Below are 17,437 nucleotides of genomic sequence, written 5' to 3'. Positions count from 1 at the left end.
GTTCAAGGATACGGCGGAAAGCCTAAAAGCAAATTAGGAAAAAAACCCAAGGAAAAATTTTAAGGAAAAATTTTGATGTTGCTTTTCATCTTTGCCAATTCTCCGATCCCTGACAAGACAGTTTCCATTGTTACTCCATAGTTTCCGAAGGGGAAAAATTATTATCCGGCCTAGTTTGTGGGGATTTATAAAGAAATGCTAAGCTTTACTCTTTTGTGATTTGCCAGAGGGGAAGTCCAAGTTATCCCTCCCAAAAACAAAAAAGCCCCCGAAAATGGGGGCAGAAAACATTTGGGACAGTCAAATTTAGAATTATAGTCAATCAAAGTAAGGTTGAGATGACTAAGGTCTTTACCAAAGAGGCTTTTAGCTCCGGTCAGTGTCTTACTTTCAATTAAATTAACTATAAGCGAATTAAGCGGCGGCTTGTCGTTCCTTGGCTTCTTTGATTACTTCCTCGGCCACGTTGGTGGGGCAGGGAGCATAGTGATCAAACACCATGGAAAACTGACCGCGACCCGAAGTCATGGTGCGTAAATCACCGATGTAGCCGAACATTTCGCTCAAAGGCACATCCGCTTTTACTCGCACCCCCATGGGGCCAGTTTCCTGAGATTTGATCATGCCCCGACGACGATTCAAATCGCCGATGACATCTCCCATATGGTCTTCCGGGGTGAACACATCCACCGCCATGATCGGTTCCAAAATTTGGGGCTTGGCTTTGGGCAAGCTCTGACGGTAACCAGCCTTAGCGGCAATTTCAAAGGCGATCGCCGAAGAGTCCACGGGGTGGAAGCCACCGTCCGTGAGGGTAACCTTGAGGTCTACCACAGGATAGCCGGCCAAAACCCCTTTAACCACACTCTGGTCAAAACCTTTTTGCACTGCGGGCCAATATTCCCGGGGCACGTTACCACCGGTAACCTTAGACTCAAACTGGAAGCCAGAACCGGGCTCCCCAGGCTCCACGATGTAGTCAATTTTGGCATACTGACCAGAACCACCGGACTGCTTCTTATGGACATAGGTGTCCGACACCTGTTGGGTAATGGATTCCCGGTAGGCTACCTGAGGTTTACCCATTTCCACTTCCACACCGTGGGTGCGTTTGAGAATATCCATTTTGATATCCAAGTGCAATTCCCCCATGCCTTTAATAATGGTTTCACCGCTTTCTTCGTCGGTTTCCACCTGGAAGGAGGGGTCTTCCTGCACCATTTTGCTCAGGGCCATGCCCAATTTTTCGTCCATGCCTTTTTTCTTTGGTTTGATGGCAATGGAAATTACCGGGTCAGGGAAGACCATGGGCTCCAACGTGGCCGGATTTTTGGGGTCACAGAGGGTGTGGCCCGTTTGCACGTTTTTCATCCCCACGATCGCCACAATGTCCCCAGCCTGGGCAGATTCAATTTCTTCCCGGGAATCGGCGTGCATCTCCACCAAGCGGCCAATGCGTTCCGTTTTGCCGGTGGCGGTGTTGAGCACAGTGTCCCCTTTGCTCAGGGTACCGGAATAGATCCGGGTGAAGGTCAAAGCACCAAAGCGGTCGTCCATAATTTTGAACGCCAGGGCCCGTAGGGGAGCTTCCGGGTCGACAATGGCAAACTTCCCAGTTTCTTCCCCTTCCAAATCCACTTCCGGTTGGGGCGGCACTTCCTTCGGGTTGGGCAAATAATCCACCACGGCATCTAGCACCAGTTGCACCCCTTTATTTTTAAAGGAGGAACCACCATAGGTCGGGAAAAAGTCTAACTTGCGGGTACCGATACGAATACAACGCTTGATATCGTCGATGCTAATTTCTTCCCCTTCCAGGTATTTTTCCATTAGCTCATCGTCCTGTTCCACCGCTGTTTCGATCAGCATTTCCCGGTAGGTGGCCACATCGTCCACCATGTCAGCGGGAATATCGGTGATTTGATATTTTTCGGGATCGCCGGAATCATCCCAAATATAGGCTTTTTCCGTCAGAATATCCACCACACCAACGAAGTCATTTTCCGTACCGATGGGCAGAGTCATCACCAGGGGTTTAGCCCCCAGCACCGTTTCCACCTGTTTTACCACCCGATAGAAATCTGCTCCAGTACGATCAAGCTTATTGATATAAATCAAACGAGCAACTTTGGAATCGTTGGCATAGCGCCAGTTGGTTTCCGACTGAGGCTCCACACCACCGGAACCACAAAATACCCCCACACCGCCATCCAGTACTTTGAGGGAGCGGTAAACTTCAATGGTGAAGTCCACGTGGCCAGGGGTGTCAATGATATTTAGTTGATGCTCTTTCCAAAAACAACTGGTGGCCGCCGATTGGATAGTGATGCCCCGCTCCGCTTCTTGCTCCATGAAGTCCATGGTGGATTCGCCTTCGTGTACCTCGCCGAGTTTATGGATTCTCCCGGTTAATTTCAAAATCCGTTCGGTGGTGGTGGTTTTACCCGCATCTACGTGGGCGAAAATACCAATATTGCGGTAACGAGTGAGATCTTTTTCCATAGGAATTTACGTGTAAATTTTAGCCAACAGCAAACATAGGGGCGGTTGGATGTATAGGTTATGGGGTGGTGTTGTTTGCCGGTCGGAGTTCTGTGCCTTAATTGGACTTGGTTCCACAACGACAGGCCAAAGAGGAGGCCCATTTGAAACAGCCACAATCTAAACAATTGTAAATTATATGTGCCCCAGGGGAGTAGATGGAGGGCACCGAACGGCGATCGCCAAAGTCATATTTCCGAGCAAAAGAGACATCCCCCACCAAATGGCAGGGGAGTTAGAAGCACCTTTGTCCGTCAATTTGTTGGTCAGAAGGCATTTGCTTGCCCCTGATTGCCCCCATTGCGGAGCCATTCCTGCCCCAAAGACGGAAAATTAAATTTCTTTATTGACAAAAGGCAACAGAGCCACCAAACGGGAGCGTTTCACGGCGGTGGTCAAATCCCGTTGTTGCTTAGCAGTTAAACCGGTGATGCGTCGGGGCAAAATCTTACCGCGCTCGGTGATGAATTTACGCAACAGTTCTGTGTCTTTATAGTCGATGGGCTGATTAGGGGGGAGGGGAGAAAGGCGTTTACGGTAGTAGTTCATGGAGATTAGCGAAGATGATTTGATGGGCTGCTAGTTTGGGCATCTCGGTTACAAAGCGGATACCGAACTATGGGGGAGCAATTGCATAGCAGGAAAAATTATTTAATTTCCTTGTGGACGGTGTGTCCGTTGCAATGGGGACAGAATTTTTTCAGTTCTAACCGGGCGGTGGTGTTACGACGATTTTTCATCGTGGTATAGCGGTTAACGCCATTAGAACGTTTGTCGGGGTTACTGCGGCACTCGGTGCATTCTAGGGTGATGACGAGGCGTGCCCCCTTACCTTTTTTAGCCATAACTGTTGCAGGAAGGAATACGGTAATTTATGCGCAAACTCCGATTATTGCACAAATTAGGCTTGCGGCAAAACCCTCTGTCCAGGTGTTAACTATTGAAATCCCCCAACATTTTCACTTCCGGCTCTAATCGGATGCCACAGTGTTTTTCCACTTCCCCCTGCACATGGAAGATTAAATTAAACACATCTTGGGCTTTAGCGTTATCAATATTGACGATGAAGTTGGCATGACGTTGGGATACCTCTGCCCCACCAATGCGGTGACCTTTCAGCCCTAACTCTTCGATTAAACGGGCCGAGTAGAGGGGAGTGGGATTCCGGAACACACTGCCACAGTTGGGTTTATCGTAGGGTTGGGTACTTTTGCGTTGATGTAAATTGCGGGTGGTGCGGGCCATGATTTCTTCCCTGGTGAATCCCGGCGTTAATTGGAAAGTGGCGTCCACCACAAGACGATCGCCGAGATGTTTTTGCAGATTCGATGTGCGGTAAGTGAAACCTAATTGTTCGTTGGTTAAAACTTCTAAACTACCATTGGGGGCCATTACCGTGGCTTTCACCAAGGTTTCGGCGGTACATTGATTATGGGCTCCAGCATTCATAACCACAGCTCCCCCCACCGTACCGGGAATTCCCACAGCCCATTCCAATCCTTGCCAACCCCGTTTTGCGCACTGCCAACCTACTTTGGCGATCGGTTCCCCCGCGGCCACGGTAATTAACCCCTGCTCCTCTTCAAATTTGCTTTGCCGCAGATAACGGGTGCTCAGCACTAAGCCGGGCAAGCCTTGGTCACTAATTAATAGGTTTGACCCGGCCCCTAAAAAAGTTAACGGTAAATCCTGACCCTGAAACCAGGCCAATACAGCGGTTAAGTCCTCCGGGCAACGGGGTGCCGCATACCATTCCGCCTTACCTCCCACCCGATAGGTAGTGAATTCCGCCAAGGAGGTTTGGGGTTGAATAATGGTCGCTGTCCCCGCCAGGGCGATCGCCGGAGTTTCCATGGAGGTGGGACGGGTAGCGGAGGAAATAATCATGGCGGTAGTGCGGAAAATTAGCGGAACAAGGAAAAACAATCACAGTTGACCCTAGATTAGCCTGTCCAGCCTAGGCACAGGCCGCCAGCACAGGGCCAATTTGTTGATTGAGGTTGCCGGCTCCCAAAAACAGGGCCAAGTCACCGCTTTGTAAAATCTTCGGTAAAAATTCTTGCAATTCCGTTAATTGGGGCTGGTAAACCACATGGCCATGGTGTTGGCCCACCGCTTTAGCTAAATCTTCTCCTTTAATATTGTGGGGATTTTGCTCACCCGCACTATAAATGTCCGTTAAAACCACTAGGTCTGCATCTTTAAAGGCAGTGGCAAATTCCGCCAAAAAGGTGTGGGTGCGGCTGTAGCGATGGGGTTGAAAAATAGCCACCACCCGCTGATATTTGCCATGGGCTACCTTTTGGCGAGCGGCGGCCAGGGTTGCCAGTAGTTCACTGGGGTGATGAGCATAGTCATCAATGAAGGTAATGCCGTTACAGTAGCCCTTGCACTCAAAGCGGCGTTTGGCTCCATTAAAGTTGGCGATCGCCTTGGCAATAACGGGGAAATCCAAACCCAGCAAACGACCCACCGCCACGGCGGCCAAGGCATTACTAATGTTATGGTCACCGGGCAAAGTAACAGTCATGGTGCCCAAACAAACTCCCCGCTCCCATACTTCTACCTCATTGCCATGGGCCTGGCGATAAATTTGTCGGGCTTGGTAGTCCGCCCCGGGGCGATTTTCCAAACTGTAGGTGATGGTAGGGGAAAGATGTTGCCGCACCACCCCGCAGTCCAGGCAACCAATGAGCGTTTGGCAATGGGACTCAAAACTGCGGAAAATTTCCACTACGTCCGCCAGAGTAGCGTAATGGTCAGGATGGTCCAACTCGATGTTGGTGACAATGCCAATTTCAGGATAATGCTTAGTCAAAGAGCCGTCGGACTCGTCCACTTCCGCCACCAAGTATTCCCCCGAACCAAGATAGGCATTGCCTTGCCAAGCATCCACCTCCCCTCCTACCACAATGGTGGGGTCCAAACCAGCCTCTTTTAAAACGTAGCCAATTAAACTGCTAGTGGTGGTTTTGCCATGGGTACCCGCCACCCCAATGCCCCGGGACTCACCAATCAAAGCTGCCAAAATGTCGGAGCGATGATAGATAGGACAATTCCTGGCGATCGCCCCTTGGTATTCCAAATTACCTTCATTGATGGCCGTGGAGCAGACTACCTGGGGTAAACAATGGGTTTGGTAATGGCCGTTGCTATTCACTCCATTGCTGGCGGACTCTGCAATTTGCTCGAGGGTTAATCCCAGACCAGGGGACCCCGTGGACACAGCTACCGCCGGACTGACTTGGAGGGACTGGAAATACTCTAGATTTTCTGGCACCTGCTCTTGGAAAATTTTTGCCCCCACCGACTCCAGGCGATCGGTAATGTGGCTGCGGCGCAGATCGGAACCCGACACAGGTAAATGGCGTTTTGCGAGGACGTAGGCTAAAGCCGACATACCAATGCCCCCAATTCCCAGGAAATGGAAAGGACGACCACTAAAATCCACAGCACCCACAGCAACGCTCCTCACAAGCCAGAAATGTTAACGTCTACAATCACCTGCCGGTTCACCGCACCTGTAATTGAGCGACATCATAGCAAAAACTACCCCTCCAGGCATAGATGAAACCTAGAGTTGACGGTAAATGGGGACGTAGAGATAGGCAAAAAGATTCCCCACCCCGCCTTTTAAATTCGGGATCTAAGTGTTCAGGCAATAGGATATGATTGGTGTCATTAATAATCCTTAAATGTACTGAGCTAAAACAGAGAGGGCAAGACGAACGTGACTAGAGTAGCAATTAACGGATTTGGACGGATCGGACGCAATTTTCTCCGTTGCTGGTTGGGGCGCACCGATAGCCAGTTGGAAGTAGTCGGCATCAACGACACCTCTGATCCTAGAACCAATGCTCACCTTTTGCGCTACGACTCCATGCTGGGCAAGTTGGACGCGGACATCAGCGCCGACGATAACTCCATTACCGTCAATGGCAAAACCATCAAGTGTGTTTCTGACCGTAATCCCCTCAATTTGCCCTGGGCGGAGTGGAACGTAGACCTAGTCATCGAAGCTACCGGCGTTTTTGTTACCAACGAAGGAGCCACCAAACATGTCCAAGCTGGGGCCAAGAAAGTTTTAATCACCGCCCCTGGTAAAGGCCCCAACATTGGCACCTATGTAGTAGGGGTCAACGCCCATGAATACAAACACGAAGAATATCAAGTAATTAGCAACGCTAGCTGTACTACCAACTGCCTTGCCCCGATCGCCAAGGTAATCAACGATAATTTTGGCATCATCAAAGGGACCATGACCACCACCCACAGCTACACCGGGGACCAACGGATTCTCGATGCTAGCCACCGGGATCTACGCCGGGCCCGGGCCGCCGCTGTCAATATCGTGCCCACCTCCACCGGTGCAGCCAAAGCGGTCGCCCTCGTTATCCCCGAACTCCAAGGCAAATTGAACGGTATTGCCCTGCGGGTTCCCACCCCCAACGTTTCCGTGGTGGACTTGGTGGTGCAAGTGGAGAAAAACACCATTGCCGAACAGGTTAACGGGGTGCTCAAGGAAGCCGCGGCCACTAGCCTCAAGGGAATTTTGGACTACACTGATTTGGAATTGGTTTCCAGCGACTTCCGGGGTACAGACTGTTCCTCCACTGTGGATGGTAGTCTGACCATGGTAATGGGAGGTGACATGGTGAAAGTCATTGCTTGGTACGACAACGAATGGGGCTATTCCCAACGGGTGGTAGACTTGGCTGAAATTGTGGCTAAAAATTGGAAGTAAGTTCTGGGCTCATCGAACAGTAACAATTGACTAAATAATAAACCCATAGTTTTACTCAATCCTCCTTGCCCTAGGGGGATTTTTCTTGTTTATGCCCATTTTGTCTCCATGCTTGTCAGGGAAAGACTTTCAGGGTTATGGTTTGAAAAGTACCCTTTCCTCAACCCGGCAAAACTTACCCCATGTCGTTTTTAACCTTTGATACCGAGTCCAACCAACGGAAAAGTTTTGAATTGCCCGGTGCTAAGCCCCACTACAACCCCGATCGCCCGGGGCAGGTCAATCATATTTTTTTGGACTTGAAAATCAATCTTGAAGAACGGCATCTTCAGGGGGTCTGTCGTCTTACCCTCACCCCCGTGCGCCCTGGCATTGAACAATTGGTGTTGGATGCGGTGGATTTGAAAATTGCCTGGGTCTTAATTAAAGGGGTAAGTCAGAGTTTTAATCAGGACGGGGAAAAGTTAACCATTAACCTATTGCAACCCCTGGGCACAGCACCGGTAACCCTAGAAATTCAATACCAATTGAAAAATCCCCGCCGGGGCATCTATTTTATCCAGCCCGATCGCCATTATCCCGATAAGCCAGTGCAAGTCTGGACCCAGGGGGAGGATGAGGATTCCCGTTACTGGTTCCCCTGTTTTGACTATCCGGGGCAATTGGCCACATCGGAAATTCGGGTACAGGTGGCAAAACCCTACCGAGTCATCTCCAACGGCAGTTTAATTGAGCAAAAAGATCTGGGCTCGGAACAAATTTTCCATTGGTCCCAAACCGAAATTCACCCTACCTATTTGATGACCTTGGCGATCGGGGATTTTGCCGAAATAACAGATCATTATGGCGATATTCCGGTGCGCTACTACGTCGAAAAAGGTCGGGAAGCGGATGGGCAGAGGAGCATGGACAAAACTCCTCGTATGATCGAGTTTTTTAATCAGGCTTTCGGCTACCCCTATCCCTATCCCAACTATGACCAAGTCTGTGTAGCAGACTTTATTTTCGGAGGCATGGAAAACACTTCCACCACCTTGTTAATGGATCGGTGTTTACTTGATGAACGGGCGGCATTAGATAACCGCAATACGGAAAGTTTAGTGGCCCATGAATTGGCCCACCAATGGTTTGGGGATTTAGTTGTTATTAAACATTGGTCCCATGCTTGGCTCAAGGAAGGTATGGCTTCCTATGCTGAAGTTTTGTGGACAGACCACGAATATGGCCAGGATGAAGCGGCGTATTACCTGTTGGGAGAAGCCCGTAACTACTTGGCAGAGGATAGTTCCCGTTACCGCCGTCCCATTGTTACCCATATTTACCGGGAAGCCATCGAACTTTACGATCGCCATTTGTACGAAAAAGGAGCCTGTGTTTACCACATGATCCGGGCCGTATTGGGGGATGAGCTATTTTTTAAAGCTGTCCACACCTTTGTTAACGACCATGCCCACGGCACGGTGGAAACCATTGATTTACTACGGGCTATTGAAAAGGCCACTGGGTTCAATTTACTTTGGCTCTTTGATCAGTATGTTTTCCGGGGTGGCCATCCCGAATTTAAGGTTAGTTACAGTTGGGATAATGACAATAAATTAGCCAAGTTAACTGTGACCCAAACCCAAGCAAAAGCCGATAGTGACCACAAAGATTTATTTAACTTAAAAATCCCCGTAGCCTTTAATTTTTTAGACGGAGAAAAGATTACCAATCAAATCATTCCTTTGCAACTTAAAGAACGGGAGCAGGTTTTTTATTTTCCTTTAACTCGCAAGCCAGATTTTATTAGCTTTGACCAGGGTAATAATTTTCTCAAAACCATGGAATTAGCCTATCCTTTAACGGAGTTAAAAGCGCAATGCATCCATGATCCCGATCCCATCTCCCGCATTCAAGCGGCGATCGCCATTGGCAAACAAGGCGGTTTGGAAGCGGTGGAATTTCTAGGCGAAAGATTACAAAAAGAGCCTTTCTGGGGCGTGCGGGTAGAAATTACCGAACAATTAGCCGGAATTAACCTAGAACAAGCGGGGGTGGCATTAATCACGGGTTTAGACAAAAATGACCATCCCAAGGTGCGGCGGGCAATTATTGCCGCGTTAGCTAAAATTAAAACTGAAGCGAGTTACCAAGCAATTAAAAATTGCCTTGCCCAGGGAGAAGCGAGTTACTACGCTGAAGCAGCGGCGGCCACTAGCCTCGGTGGGTTTGGCTCCGGTCTGCTCAAGGAAAAAGAACTGGAAATTATTGAACAATTAACCACCGTTTTGCAAACCCGCGCCGGTTGGAATGAAGTGGTCCGTTGTGGGGCGATCGCCGGTCTGAGTCAATTGACCACTTCCCCCAAAGCAGTGGATAACATTTTGACCTACACCGCCAATGGTGTGCCCCAACCTCTGAGACTCGCTTCCATTCGAGCTTTAGGGGCCGTTTCCGTTGGTCAATCTCCGGAAAAGCTGACGGAAATTCTGGAGCAACTAAAGGCGATCGCCCGGGAAGAATTTTTCCTGACCCAAGTCTCAGTCACCTCCGCCCTCGGCCAGATGGAAACCCCCAAGGCGATCGGTATTTTGCAGAATTTGGCTAACCAAACCCCCGATGGTCGGGTACGGCGCATGGCGGAAGAAGCGGTGAAAAAGGTCCAAGGCAAAATTGGCAGTGACGAAAAAATCAAAGATCTACAAACGGGCTTGGAGAAATTACAACAGGAAAACCAAGATCTTCAAAGTCGCCTTGCCAAGCTAGAAACTGTTATCAAAATATCCGCCGATGCCATTAATTAATCTCAAAGCTTACAGCTCTCCCCATTTTTTCGATGTATATTCGATGTATAATTGCTTGCAATAAGATTGAGATGACGATATCTTCTATAATTCCTTTGCCAAAAGTATTTGAGCCCGTCATACTGTCCCCACTCTTAATCGAATTGGCCATATTTGCAAAGAAATTAATCCATCATGACGACTGTGACAGACCCAGACTTAGGCTAGAATGCGACTAGAGCTAATATGGGTCTTCATTTAAGCGTTTGAACGAAAATCCTCGAAACGCAAAAAATATAGCTAGTACAGCGCACAGACCTACACTTAGCCACACAGATACGAATGATAGTACAAAGGCAATTGAATATAACGGTGTTCCAAAACGGTATTGTTTTGTTATCCCCTCAATATCTTCTTGTTTTGCTCCCTGGCCTAGTAGCCGTCCAAACCTCGAAGCATGCTTCCAAAGTCCGGCAAATACAATGGCAATTACTAAGAATGTTCCTGCATAAACACCGGCAGCAATTTTCGCCTCTGGGTGCAGTAGATACTCCGCCAGCAATGCCGTAGGAAATGGCACAAAGGTAACAAACATTAGCAATAGGCCATTCCAATAGAGAAAGGCGTGGTCACTCCGTCGAACTAAACTAAAAATTCGATGGTGATTTACCCACATGACAAGAATTGTGACGAAGCTTGTCAAAAATGCCAGATAACTTGGATAGAGAGATAGCAAAGCTGAAGCTAAACTAGAGGCTTCTACAGTGCTATGGGTCGGAATTTTTATTTCCAAAACCAGTAGCGTGATCGCGATTGCAAAGACTCCATCGCTAAAGGCCTCAATTCGTCCGGTTTCTTTTTCATCTAGCGGTGTCATCATGCTTGTATCTTGCCTATATGAATATACGAATACCTCTCAAAGTATTAGGCTACCTTTGAACAGCAGTAAATCCACCATCAATAACTAAATTCTGCCCAGTCACAAACGCCGCCCCATCGGAACAAAGCCAAACCACGGCCTCAGCAATATCTTCTGGTACACCAATGCGTTGTAACGGAATCCCCGCCGCAACTTGATCGAGCATTTCAGGAGGTGCTCCTGCCCACAAATCAGTTTTTACAGCGCCAGGACTAACGGTGTTGATCCGAATTCGATCAGAAGAGTACTCGGCCGCTGCTGTACGAGAAAGGGCAATTACTCCCGCTTTAGCTGCTCCATAAGCTCCATAATTTGCAACGCCAAGGAGGGCGCCTTGAGAAGACGTATTTACGATTGCCCCTCCCCCTGATTTCTGCATCACAGGAATTTCATACTTCATTGACAACCAAACGGATTTAAGATTGGCATTAATTTCAAAATCCCAATCTGCTTCCGATAAGTCAACAATTTTCCTAGAGCTTCCAGAACCAGCATTATTAAATGCATAGTCAAGCCGATCGTAGGTTTCAACTGTCTTTTGAACCATTGCTTCAATGTCAGAGGCTTTTGTAACATCTGCCTGAACAAATACGGCTTTGCCACCTGCTTCTGTGATGAGTCTAACGGTTTCTTCTCCCTTGTCTACGCGGCGAGCCACTACTACTACGCTTGCCCCAGCCTTGCCGAAGGCGATCGCAGTTGCACGACCAATACCAGAACTTGCCCCCGTCACAATTGCGACTTTATCAGCCATTGAACTCATTCTCGGCACCCCTTAATCACGCCACTCTAAAGTTAGCTTATTAATCCTAGCTCAGCTAGCTTTCATATTTGGAGATGATTTTATCGATGCGGGCCTCCACTTCTGCCAGAATATTTAAACAGCTATGGCGCAAATCTTTGATCAGTTGAGATAATCTCCGTTGCAACCCCGCTAAGGCGATCGTCATCCTACCTTTTCGTTGTAATTCACTGTTGCCATGGTAGTTCATCGCTTTTCTCTATTTGAATTGACCTTTTGTTAAGCGACCACAACGGGGGTCAAATGGTAAATACGAGCAAGACGAGAAGCAGTTTTAATATTATTTTTACGCAGGGTCAGCCTGAGTTGATCAAGTTTTTGCGCTTCTATAAGAGATAAGTAGGGAGACCAATCATGATCGGTGTAAGTTAGCTCAACTTCGATTTCTGCCATATGGTTCCCTTCGTGAATAATTTTTGTTTGGGTTCTGGTGTTCATAATTTTCTTGTAAAATCTGCTGAAAAGTATGGCTCATACCTGTTTTTTTTTGCGATCGCCTCTATTCTGAATCCTGACTGACAAAAGTGAATAAAATAAATAATGCGGATTCTCATTTTAAACCCACCCCACCCGGCCATTGGTAGCCGAATCCCAAAGGAACAACTGCCACCTCTGGGGCTTTTAAGTATTGGTGGCCCATTGTTGGATGCTGGTCATGATGTTACTCTCCTCGATGCTGAATTTGGTCCGCTTAAGGATCATGAAATCTTAGAACGAGTTTATGCTCATTGCCCGCAATTACTTTTAATTGGGCATTCTGGGTCAACTTCCGCCCACCCCATCGTTTGCCGCCTAACGTTGCTTTTACGTAAACGATTGCCAAGCTTGATAATTGTTTATGGTGGCGTTTTTCCAACTTATCATTTTCATGACATCCTAACCAAAGAATCCCAAATTGATTTTATTATTCGGGGCGAAGGTGAAGCTACTGTGCCAAAACTGATAGCCGCCCTTGAGAACCAGAATGATTTAGGTAGAGTAGAAGGTATCGCCTTCCGTCGCGGCGAACAGATCATTGAAACGCCTCCTGCTCCCATGATTCAAGACCTTGATGCCTATCGTGTCGGCTGGGAACTCGTAGATTTGAAAAAATATAGTTATTATGGCGGCAAACAGGCCGTAGTTATCCAATTTTCCCGAGGTTGCCCCCATTTGTGTAACTATTGCGGACAAAGGGGATTTTGGGCCCGTTGGCGACATCGTGATCCTAAAAAATTTGCCCAAGAAATTGCTTGGCTCCATCGAACTCATGGTGTGCAATTATTCAATTTGGCTGATGAAAATCCAACGGTAAATAAAACTATTTGGCGAGAATTTTGCGAAGCAATCATTGCTGAAAATATATCCATAACGATTATCGGTTCAACCCGAGCAGATGATATTGTACGGGATGCTGATATTTTGCACCTTTATCATAAAGCCGGAGTCGAGCGATTTTTGTTGGGTATGGAAAATACCGATGAAGCTACCCTCAAGCATATACGAAAAGGAAGTAAAACAAGTACTGATCGTGAAGCAATTCGATTACTAAGACAGCATAATATTCTCTCTCTTGCTACTTGGGTAACCGATTTTGAAGAGGTTAGAGACGGTGATTTTATTCGGGCTTTAAAACAGTTACTGTATTACGATCCCGATCAAATTATGTCATTGTACGTTACGCCCCATCGTTGGACTGGTTTCTATCGCATTGCATCGGAAAGGCGTGTTATCCAGCTTGATCAAACCAAATGGGACTATAAGCACCAAGTTTTAGCAACTCCGCATATGCCTCCATGGCGAATTTTCCTGTGGGTAAAGTTGATTGAAATTTTGCTACAAACTCGACCCAAAGCGTTATGGCGGTCATTTTTTCAACCAAATGGGGCTTCGCGACATGGAATGTATTGGTTTACCTTGATGGGTCGTCGTGTTTTAGTACATGAGCTGGTTAATTTTCTCTTTGGCGATCGCCGAGTGAAAAATGGGCCCACACTACAGGAATTTTGGGGGATACCACAAGAACATCAAGAAGTTCCCTTAAGTACTACTCATAAATAGCTAAAAACGATCAGAATATTTTTTGCTTAACTCTATCACTTCTGCCATCGGTAAAATGAAAACCCCCAAGGCGATCGCCATTTGGCCTTTTTGTTGTAACCCATTGGTGCCATGCAGTTCATCACTTTTCTCTGTTTAAATCGGCTTGTTATTAAGCGACCACAACCAGGGTCGGATGGTAAATACGAGCAAAACCAGAAGCGGTTTTAAATCATGTTGGCCGAAGGCCAGCCTTAGTTGATCAACTTTTTGAGCTTCTGTGAGAGACGAGTAGGGTGGCCAATCATGGTTCAGTGTAGGTTAGCTCAACTTGAGTTTCTGCCATATATTCCCCTTCGTAAATAATTTTTGTTCGGATTCTGGTGTTTCTGATTTTCTTGTTTTGTAGTTGTTTTCCCTTTTGTTGTCACTGGGCCGGTAAGCAGTAATCAAAACGGCGGTGGAATTTGCGTTTTGGAGTATTCCCCAAACCGTATGGATAGGCTGATTCTGTAAATTTCTCTATAAAACCAAGATAGAGGCTACTGTTCGATGATCGGGATAGTCTTCTATGACTCCAGCTTCGTTCACACCCGCCATAGGGTCAGTCACAAAAATGTCGTCGCTGGCGAGCTCATCGTAGCTACGCCATAGTCCATAGGCGATCGCCAATTGGCAACAGAGCCTAAGGTAGGGCTAACCACACTATCCTTAGGCTTTTTAATCCCTTTGCTCACCCCCTGGGCATCTTGCAGAAATCCTGGCCGCTCGTTACAATCCTTCAAAATATTCTCACTTTGTAAGGGATAATGGATAAAACTTGACTCTGTCCGTCTTGTTCGGTTAACACAACCTATAGACAAGGGTTTTATTTACCCAACGCAGAATAAAAATTAAAACGTCTTTTAAGACCCAAAACACTATTCGTTACTAGAAGGAGCGTCAATGGGACTACCTTGGTATCGCGTTCATACAGTTGTCCTGAATGATCCAGGGCGACTCATCTCTGTCCATTTAATGCACACCGCCCTTGTGGCCGGCTGGGCTGGGTCCATGGCTCTCTATGAGTTGGCCATTTTTGACTCCAGCGATGCTGTGCTCAACCCCATGTGGCGGCAAGGCATGTTCGTTCTGCCCTTCATGGCCCGCCTCGGTGTCACCAGTTCCTGGAATGGCTGGAGCGTCACCGGAGAAACTGGTTTGGATCCCGGTTTCTGGTCCTTCGAAGGAGTAGCCGCCGCCCACATCGTCCTCTCTGGTCTGCTGTTCCTGGCCGCCGTATGGCACTGGGTTTTCTGGGACTTGGAATTATTCGTCGACCCCCGTACCGGTGAATCCGCTTTGGATTTGCCCAAAATGTTTGGTATTCACCTTTTCCTCTCCGGTTTGCTTTGCTTTGGCTTTGGTGCCTTCCACCTAACCGGAGTTTGGGGCCCTGGCATGTGGGTTTCCGACCCCTATGGTCTGACAGGCCATGTACAACCAGTGGCACCGGAATGGGGACCGGCAGGTTTTAACCCCTTCAACCCCGGTGGTGTAGTGGCTCACCACATTGCCGCTGGTATTGTTGGTATTATTGCTGGTCTTTTCCACCTCACGGTACGCCCCCCCGAACGCTTGTATAAAGCTCTCCGCATGGGGAACATTGAAACCGTATTGTCCAGTAGTATTGCCGCGGTATTTTTCGCTGCTTTCGTTGTGGCCGGTACCATGTGGTACGGTAACGCCACCACTCCCATTGAACTTTTTGGTCCTACCCGTTACCAGTGGGATAAAGGTTATTTCCAAGAAGAAATCCAACGGCGAGTTGATAGCCAGTTAGCAGAAGGGGCTTCTTTGTCTGAAGCATGGTCTACCATCCCTGAAAAGTTGGCGTTCTACGATTACGTTGGTAACAGCCCCGCTAAAGGTGGTTTGTTCCGTACTGGTGCCATGAACAGTGGTGATGGCATTGCCCAGGAATGGATTGGTCATCCCGTCTTTAAAGATAAAGATGGTCGGGTGTTGGAAGTGCGTCGTATGCCCAACTTCTTTGAAACCTTCCCTGTGATCATGACCGATGAAGATGGCGTTGTTCGGGCGGACATTCCCTTCCGTCGCTCTGAGTCTAAATTCAGTGTGGAACAAACCGGTGTTACGGTCAGCTTCTACGGTGGTTCCCTGGACGGCCAAACCTTCACCAATCCCAGTGATGTGAAGAAATTTGCCCGGAAAGCCCAATTGGGTGAGTCCTTCAACTTCGACACTGAAACCTTCAACTCGGATGGTGTATTCCGCACCAGTCCCCGGGGTTGGTTTACCTTTGGCCATGCTGTGTTTGCATTGCTGTTCTTCTTTGGCCACATCTGGCATGGTTCCCGGACTCTGTTCCGTGACGTATTTGCTGGGGTTGATCCTGGTTTGGAAGAGCAGGTGGAATTTGGTGTGTTTGCTAAGGTTGGTGACCTTTCTACCCGAAAAGAAGCTTAGGTGCTTGCACGGCTTTTAACCACAGCTTAAGTTTTGCGAGTTATCTATCTTTGTTGAGCTAACTCAATCAAAACTTAAAATTACAGAAACTATTTTTAAAGCGATTTCTTCTATAGGGGAAGTCGCTTTTTGTTGCTTTTTTTCGGTTATTGACAATCTTACCAGTGTGCTATGATGCCAGGGTCAAAGCCCGTGGTAGGCAATTGAAATTGATTGCTTTTACTGATTCTTAACCGTCCTTAATTATCACTATGGTCGAATTAACTGAGAATTCTTATGCCCTGCAACAGGAATTGGCCGATGCTCTCCAATCCCTCGGCCGTAGTATTCATTCTCTGGAAAGAGACATAGTTGTCAGCCATTGTGAAGTTAATGCCGACCATGGGGTGGGGGTTTTGTTACAGAGGCTTTTTCCCAATTCCGCCGAGCTATTGACAATTCGCTCCCATGATCTTTACGGCGGGCAACAGGAGTTTGGCGATCGCCATTTTTTAGTAGAGGGCAATAATTTCACCACCATTGCCCAACAGGTGCAGTGGCTATTGCACTATTATGCTCCCCGCAGACTTTTATCAGTACCTTATTTCCCGGAAGATTATCAAATTTCCATTGCCCTCAAGCGAATGTATAACTGTCCATTGTGTGTTTTCATCATGGACGATCAAAACATTTACTCCGCTGGGGTGTCAGATGCTTTAGTGGACGAATTATTGTATCGGGCTGACCTCTGTTTAGGTATTTCCCGTCCCCTCTGTGATGCCTATGAGGCTAAGTTTAAGCGCAAGTTTTGGTTTGTGCCTCCGGTGGTACAGGGTCATTTGATTGCCACAGAACCGTATTTACCTGAGCGACGATCGCCGGAAGGTCCCCAAGGGGTAATGATTGGCAATGTCTGGAGTCAACAATGGTTGGAACAACTACGATCTTTATGCCGGGCGACGGGGGTAAAAATCCACTGGTATGGCAATCCTAACCGGGATTGGCTTAATTTTAGCGAGGCTGAGTTAGCGGAAGATTGATTATCTATTAGAACGTCAACAAACTATTCGCCAACGGGCTTTTAGGTTAGGCCAAAACCTCAACGCCGATGGCATTGCCCAATGGATTTGGGATTCCCTCGCCCAAGGCCAGGCTGCCGATGCCCGTTTTGAAGCCCAGCAAAAGCCAGCCAAGATCACCGA

General features: G+C 47.8%; 14 protein-coding genes. 5 read left to right on the top strand and 9 right to left on the bottom strand.

The genetic code is table 11. The features are described 5' to 3' along the window. Nucleotides 1–414: 414 nt before the first annotated feature. From fusB to murC, 5 genes are all read right to left on the bottom strand, one after another. Nucleotides 415–2,502, bottom strand: coding sequence for an elongation factor G variant FusB (gene fusB, locus D082_RS03670; RefSeq protein ID WP_028949098.1), 2,088 nt, complete (start codon nt 2,500–2,502; stop codon nt 415–417). 372 nt (nt 2,503–2,874) lie between these two features. Continuing rightward, nucleotides 2,875–3,090 (bottom strand): 30S ribosomal protein S18, encoded by a 216-nt coding sequence (gene rpsR / locus D082_RS03665; RefSeq protein WP_010873737.1) that lies wholly within the window; start codon nt 3,088–3,090, stop codon nt 2,875–2,877. A gap of 98 nt (nt 3,091–3,188) precedes the next feature. After that, nucleotides 3,189–3,386 (bottom strand): 50S ribosomal protein L33, encoded by a 198-nt coding sequence (gene rpmG, locus D082_RS03660; protein ID WP_028949099.1) that lies wholly within the window; start codon nt 3,384–3,386, stop codon nt 3,189–3,191. Nucleotides 3,387–3,474: 88 nt separating this feature from the next. Beyond that, complete coding sequence (murB, locus tag D082_RS03655) at nt 3,475–4,428, bottom strand: UDP-N-acetylmuramate dehydrogenase (protein ID WP_028949100.1); 954 nt, start codon at nt 4,426–4,428, stop codon at nt 3,475–3,477. A 70-nt stretch (nt 4,429–4,498) separates the two neighbouring features. Next, nucleotides 4,499–6,016, bottom strand: a complete 1,518-nt coding sequence (gene murC / locus D082_RS03650; RefSeq protein ID WP_028949101.1) for a UDP-N-acetylmuramate--L-alanine ligase — start codon at nt 6,014–6,016, stop codon at nt 4,499–4,501. A gap of 255 nt (nt 6,017–6,271) precedes the next feature. Here murC and D082_RS03645 point away from each other — a divergent pair, with 255 nt between their 5' ends. Continuing rightward, nucleotides 6,272–7,285, top strand: coding sequence for a type I glyceraldehyde-3-phosphate dehydrogenase (locus D082_RS03645; RefSeq protein ID WP_028949102.1), 1,014 nt, complete (start codon nt 6,272–6,274; stop codon nt 7,283–7,285). Nucleotides 7,286–7,467: 182 nt separating this feature from the next. Further along, nucleotides 7,468–10,068 carry a M1 family metallopeptidase gene (locus D082_RS03640; protein WP_028949103.1) on the top strand — a complete coding sequence of 867 codons (2,601 nt, stop codon included), beginning with the start codon at nt 7,468–7,470 and terminating at the stop codon, nt 10,066–10,068. Nucleotides 10,069–10,288: 220 nt separating this feature from the next. Here the strand turns inward: D082_RS03640 and D082_RS03635 are convergent, their stop codons facing one another. From D082_RS03635 to D082_RS03625, 4 genes are all read right to left on the bottom strand, one after another. Continuing rightward, nucleotides 10,289–10,927: a TMEM175 family potassium channel protein gene (locus D082_RS03635; RefSeq protein ID WP_028949104.1), complete on the bottom strand. Its 639-nt coding sequence runs from the start codon at nt 10,925–10,927 to the stop codon at nt 10,289–10,291. Nucleotides 10,928–10,976: 49 nt separating this feature from the next. Beyond that, nucleotides 10,977–11,720 carry a glucose 1-dehydrogenase gene (locus tag D082_RS03630; protein ID WP_238546819.1) on the bottom strand — a complete coding sequence of 248 codons (744 nt, stop codon included), beginning with the start codon at nt 11,718–11,720 and terminating at the stop codon, nt 10,977–10,979. A 64-nt stretch (nt 11,721–11,784) separates the two neighbouring features. Beyond that, the gene (locus D082_RS18505) at nt 11,785–11,958 is read right to left on the bottom strand and encodes a hypothetical protein (RefSeq protein WP_158506490.1); all 174 of its coding nucleotides are present in this window, start codon (nt 11,956–11,958) and stop codon (nt 11,785–11,787) included. Nucleotides 11,959–11,987: 29 nt separating this feature from the next. Beyond that, a complete protein-coding gene (locus D082_RS03625; protein ID WP_028949106.1) occupies nt 11,988–12,206 on the bottom strand; it encodes a hypothetical protein in 219 nt (72 codons plus the stop codon). A gap of 102 nt (nt 12,207–12,308) precedes the next feature. On the opposite strand from D082_RS03625, the gene bchE reads away from it, so the two are divergent. From bchE to D082_RS18920, 3 genes are all read left to right on the top strand, one after another. Then, entirely contained in the window at nt 12,309–13,808 is a 1,500-nt protein-coding gene (gene bchE, locus D082_RS03620) for a magnesium-protoporphyrin IX monomethyl ester anaerobic oxidative cyclase (RefSeq protein WP_028946442.1), read from the top strand. 924 nt (nt 13,809–14,732) lie between these two features. After that, entirely contained in the window at nt 14,733–16,256 is a 1,524-nt protein-coding gene (gene psbB / locus D082_RS03615) for a photosystem II chlorophyll-binding protein CP47 (RefSeq protein WP_028946441.1), read from the top strand. 251 nt (nt 16,257–16,507) lie between these two features. Further along, nucleotides 16,508–17,275, top strand: coding sequence for a hypothetical protein (locus D082_RS18920; protein WP_238546818.1), 768 nt, complete (start codon nt 16,508–16,510; stop codon nt 17,273–17,275). Nucleotides 17,276–17,437: the final 162 nt, after the last annotated feature.

This window comes from Synechocystis sp. PCC 6714, from assembly GCF_000478825.2.
GTDB lineage: Bacteria > Cyanobacteriota > Cyanobacteriia > Cyanobacteriales > Microcystaceae > Synechocystis.
Note: the sequence above shows the minus strand (reverse complement) of the source record. Positions and strands in the feature narration are given on the sequence as shown.

What these genes read in the sequence shown, in the direction of transcription:
- fusB (WP_028949098.1), bottom strand. Translation starts at nt 2,502, where the DNA reads ATGGAAAAAGATCTCACTCGTTACCGCAATATTGGTATTTTCGCCCAC.
- rpsR (WP_010873737.1), bottom strand. Translation starts at nt 3,090, where the DNA reads ATGAACTACTACCGTAAACGCCTTTCTCCCCTCCCCCCTAATCAGCCC.
- rpmG (WP_028949099.1), bottom strand. Translation starts at nt 3,386, where the DNA reads ATGGCTAAAAAAGGTAAGGGGGCACGCCTCGTCATCACCCTAGAATGC.
- murB (WP_028949100.1), bottom strand. Translation starts at nt 4,428, where the DNA reads ATGATTATTTCCTCCGCTACCCGTCCCACCTCCATGGAAACTCCGGCG.
- D082_RS03640 (WP_028949103.1), top strand. Translation starts at nt 7,468, where the DNA reads ATGTCGTTTTTAACCTTTGATACCGAGTCCAACCAACGGAAAAGTTTT.
- D082_RS03635 (WP_028949104.1), bottom strand. Translation starts at nt 10,927, where the DNA reads ATGATGACACCGCTAGATGAAAAAGAAACCGGACGAATTGAGGCCTTT.
- D082_RS03630 (WP_238546819.1), bottom strand. Translation starts at nt 11,720, where the DNA reads ATGGCTGATAAAGTCGCAATTGTGACGGGGGCAAGTTCTGGTATTGGT.
- D082_RS18505 (WP_158506490.1), bottom strand. Translation starts at nt 11,958, where the DNA reads ATGAACTACCATGGCAACAGTGAATTACAACGAAAAGGTAGGATGACG.
- D082_RS03625 (WP_028949106.1), bottom strand. Translation starts at nt 12,206, where the DNA reads ATGAACACCAGAACCCAAACAAAAATTATTCACGAAGGGAACCATATG.
- bchE (WP_028946442.1), top strand. Translation starts at nt 12,309, where the DNA reads ATGCGGATTCTCATTTTAAACCCACCCCACCCGGCCATTGGTAGCCGA.
- psbB (WP_028946441.1), top strand. Translation starts at nt 14,733, where the DNA reads ATGGGACTACCTTGGTATCGCGTTCATACAGTTGTCCTGAATGATCCA.
- D082_RS18920 (WP_238546818.1), top strand. Translation starts at nt 16,508, where the DNA reads ATGGTCGAATTAACTGAGAATTCTTATGCCCTGCAACAGGAATTGGCC.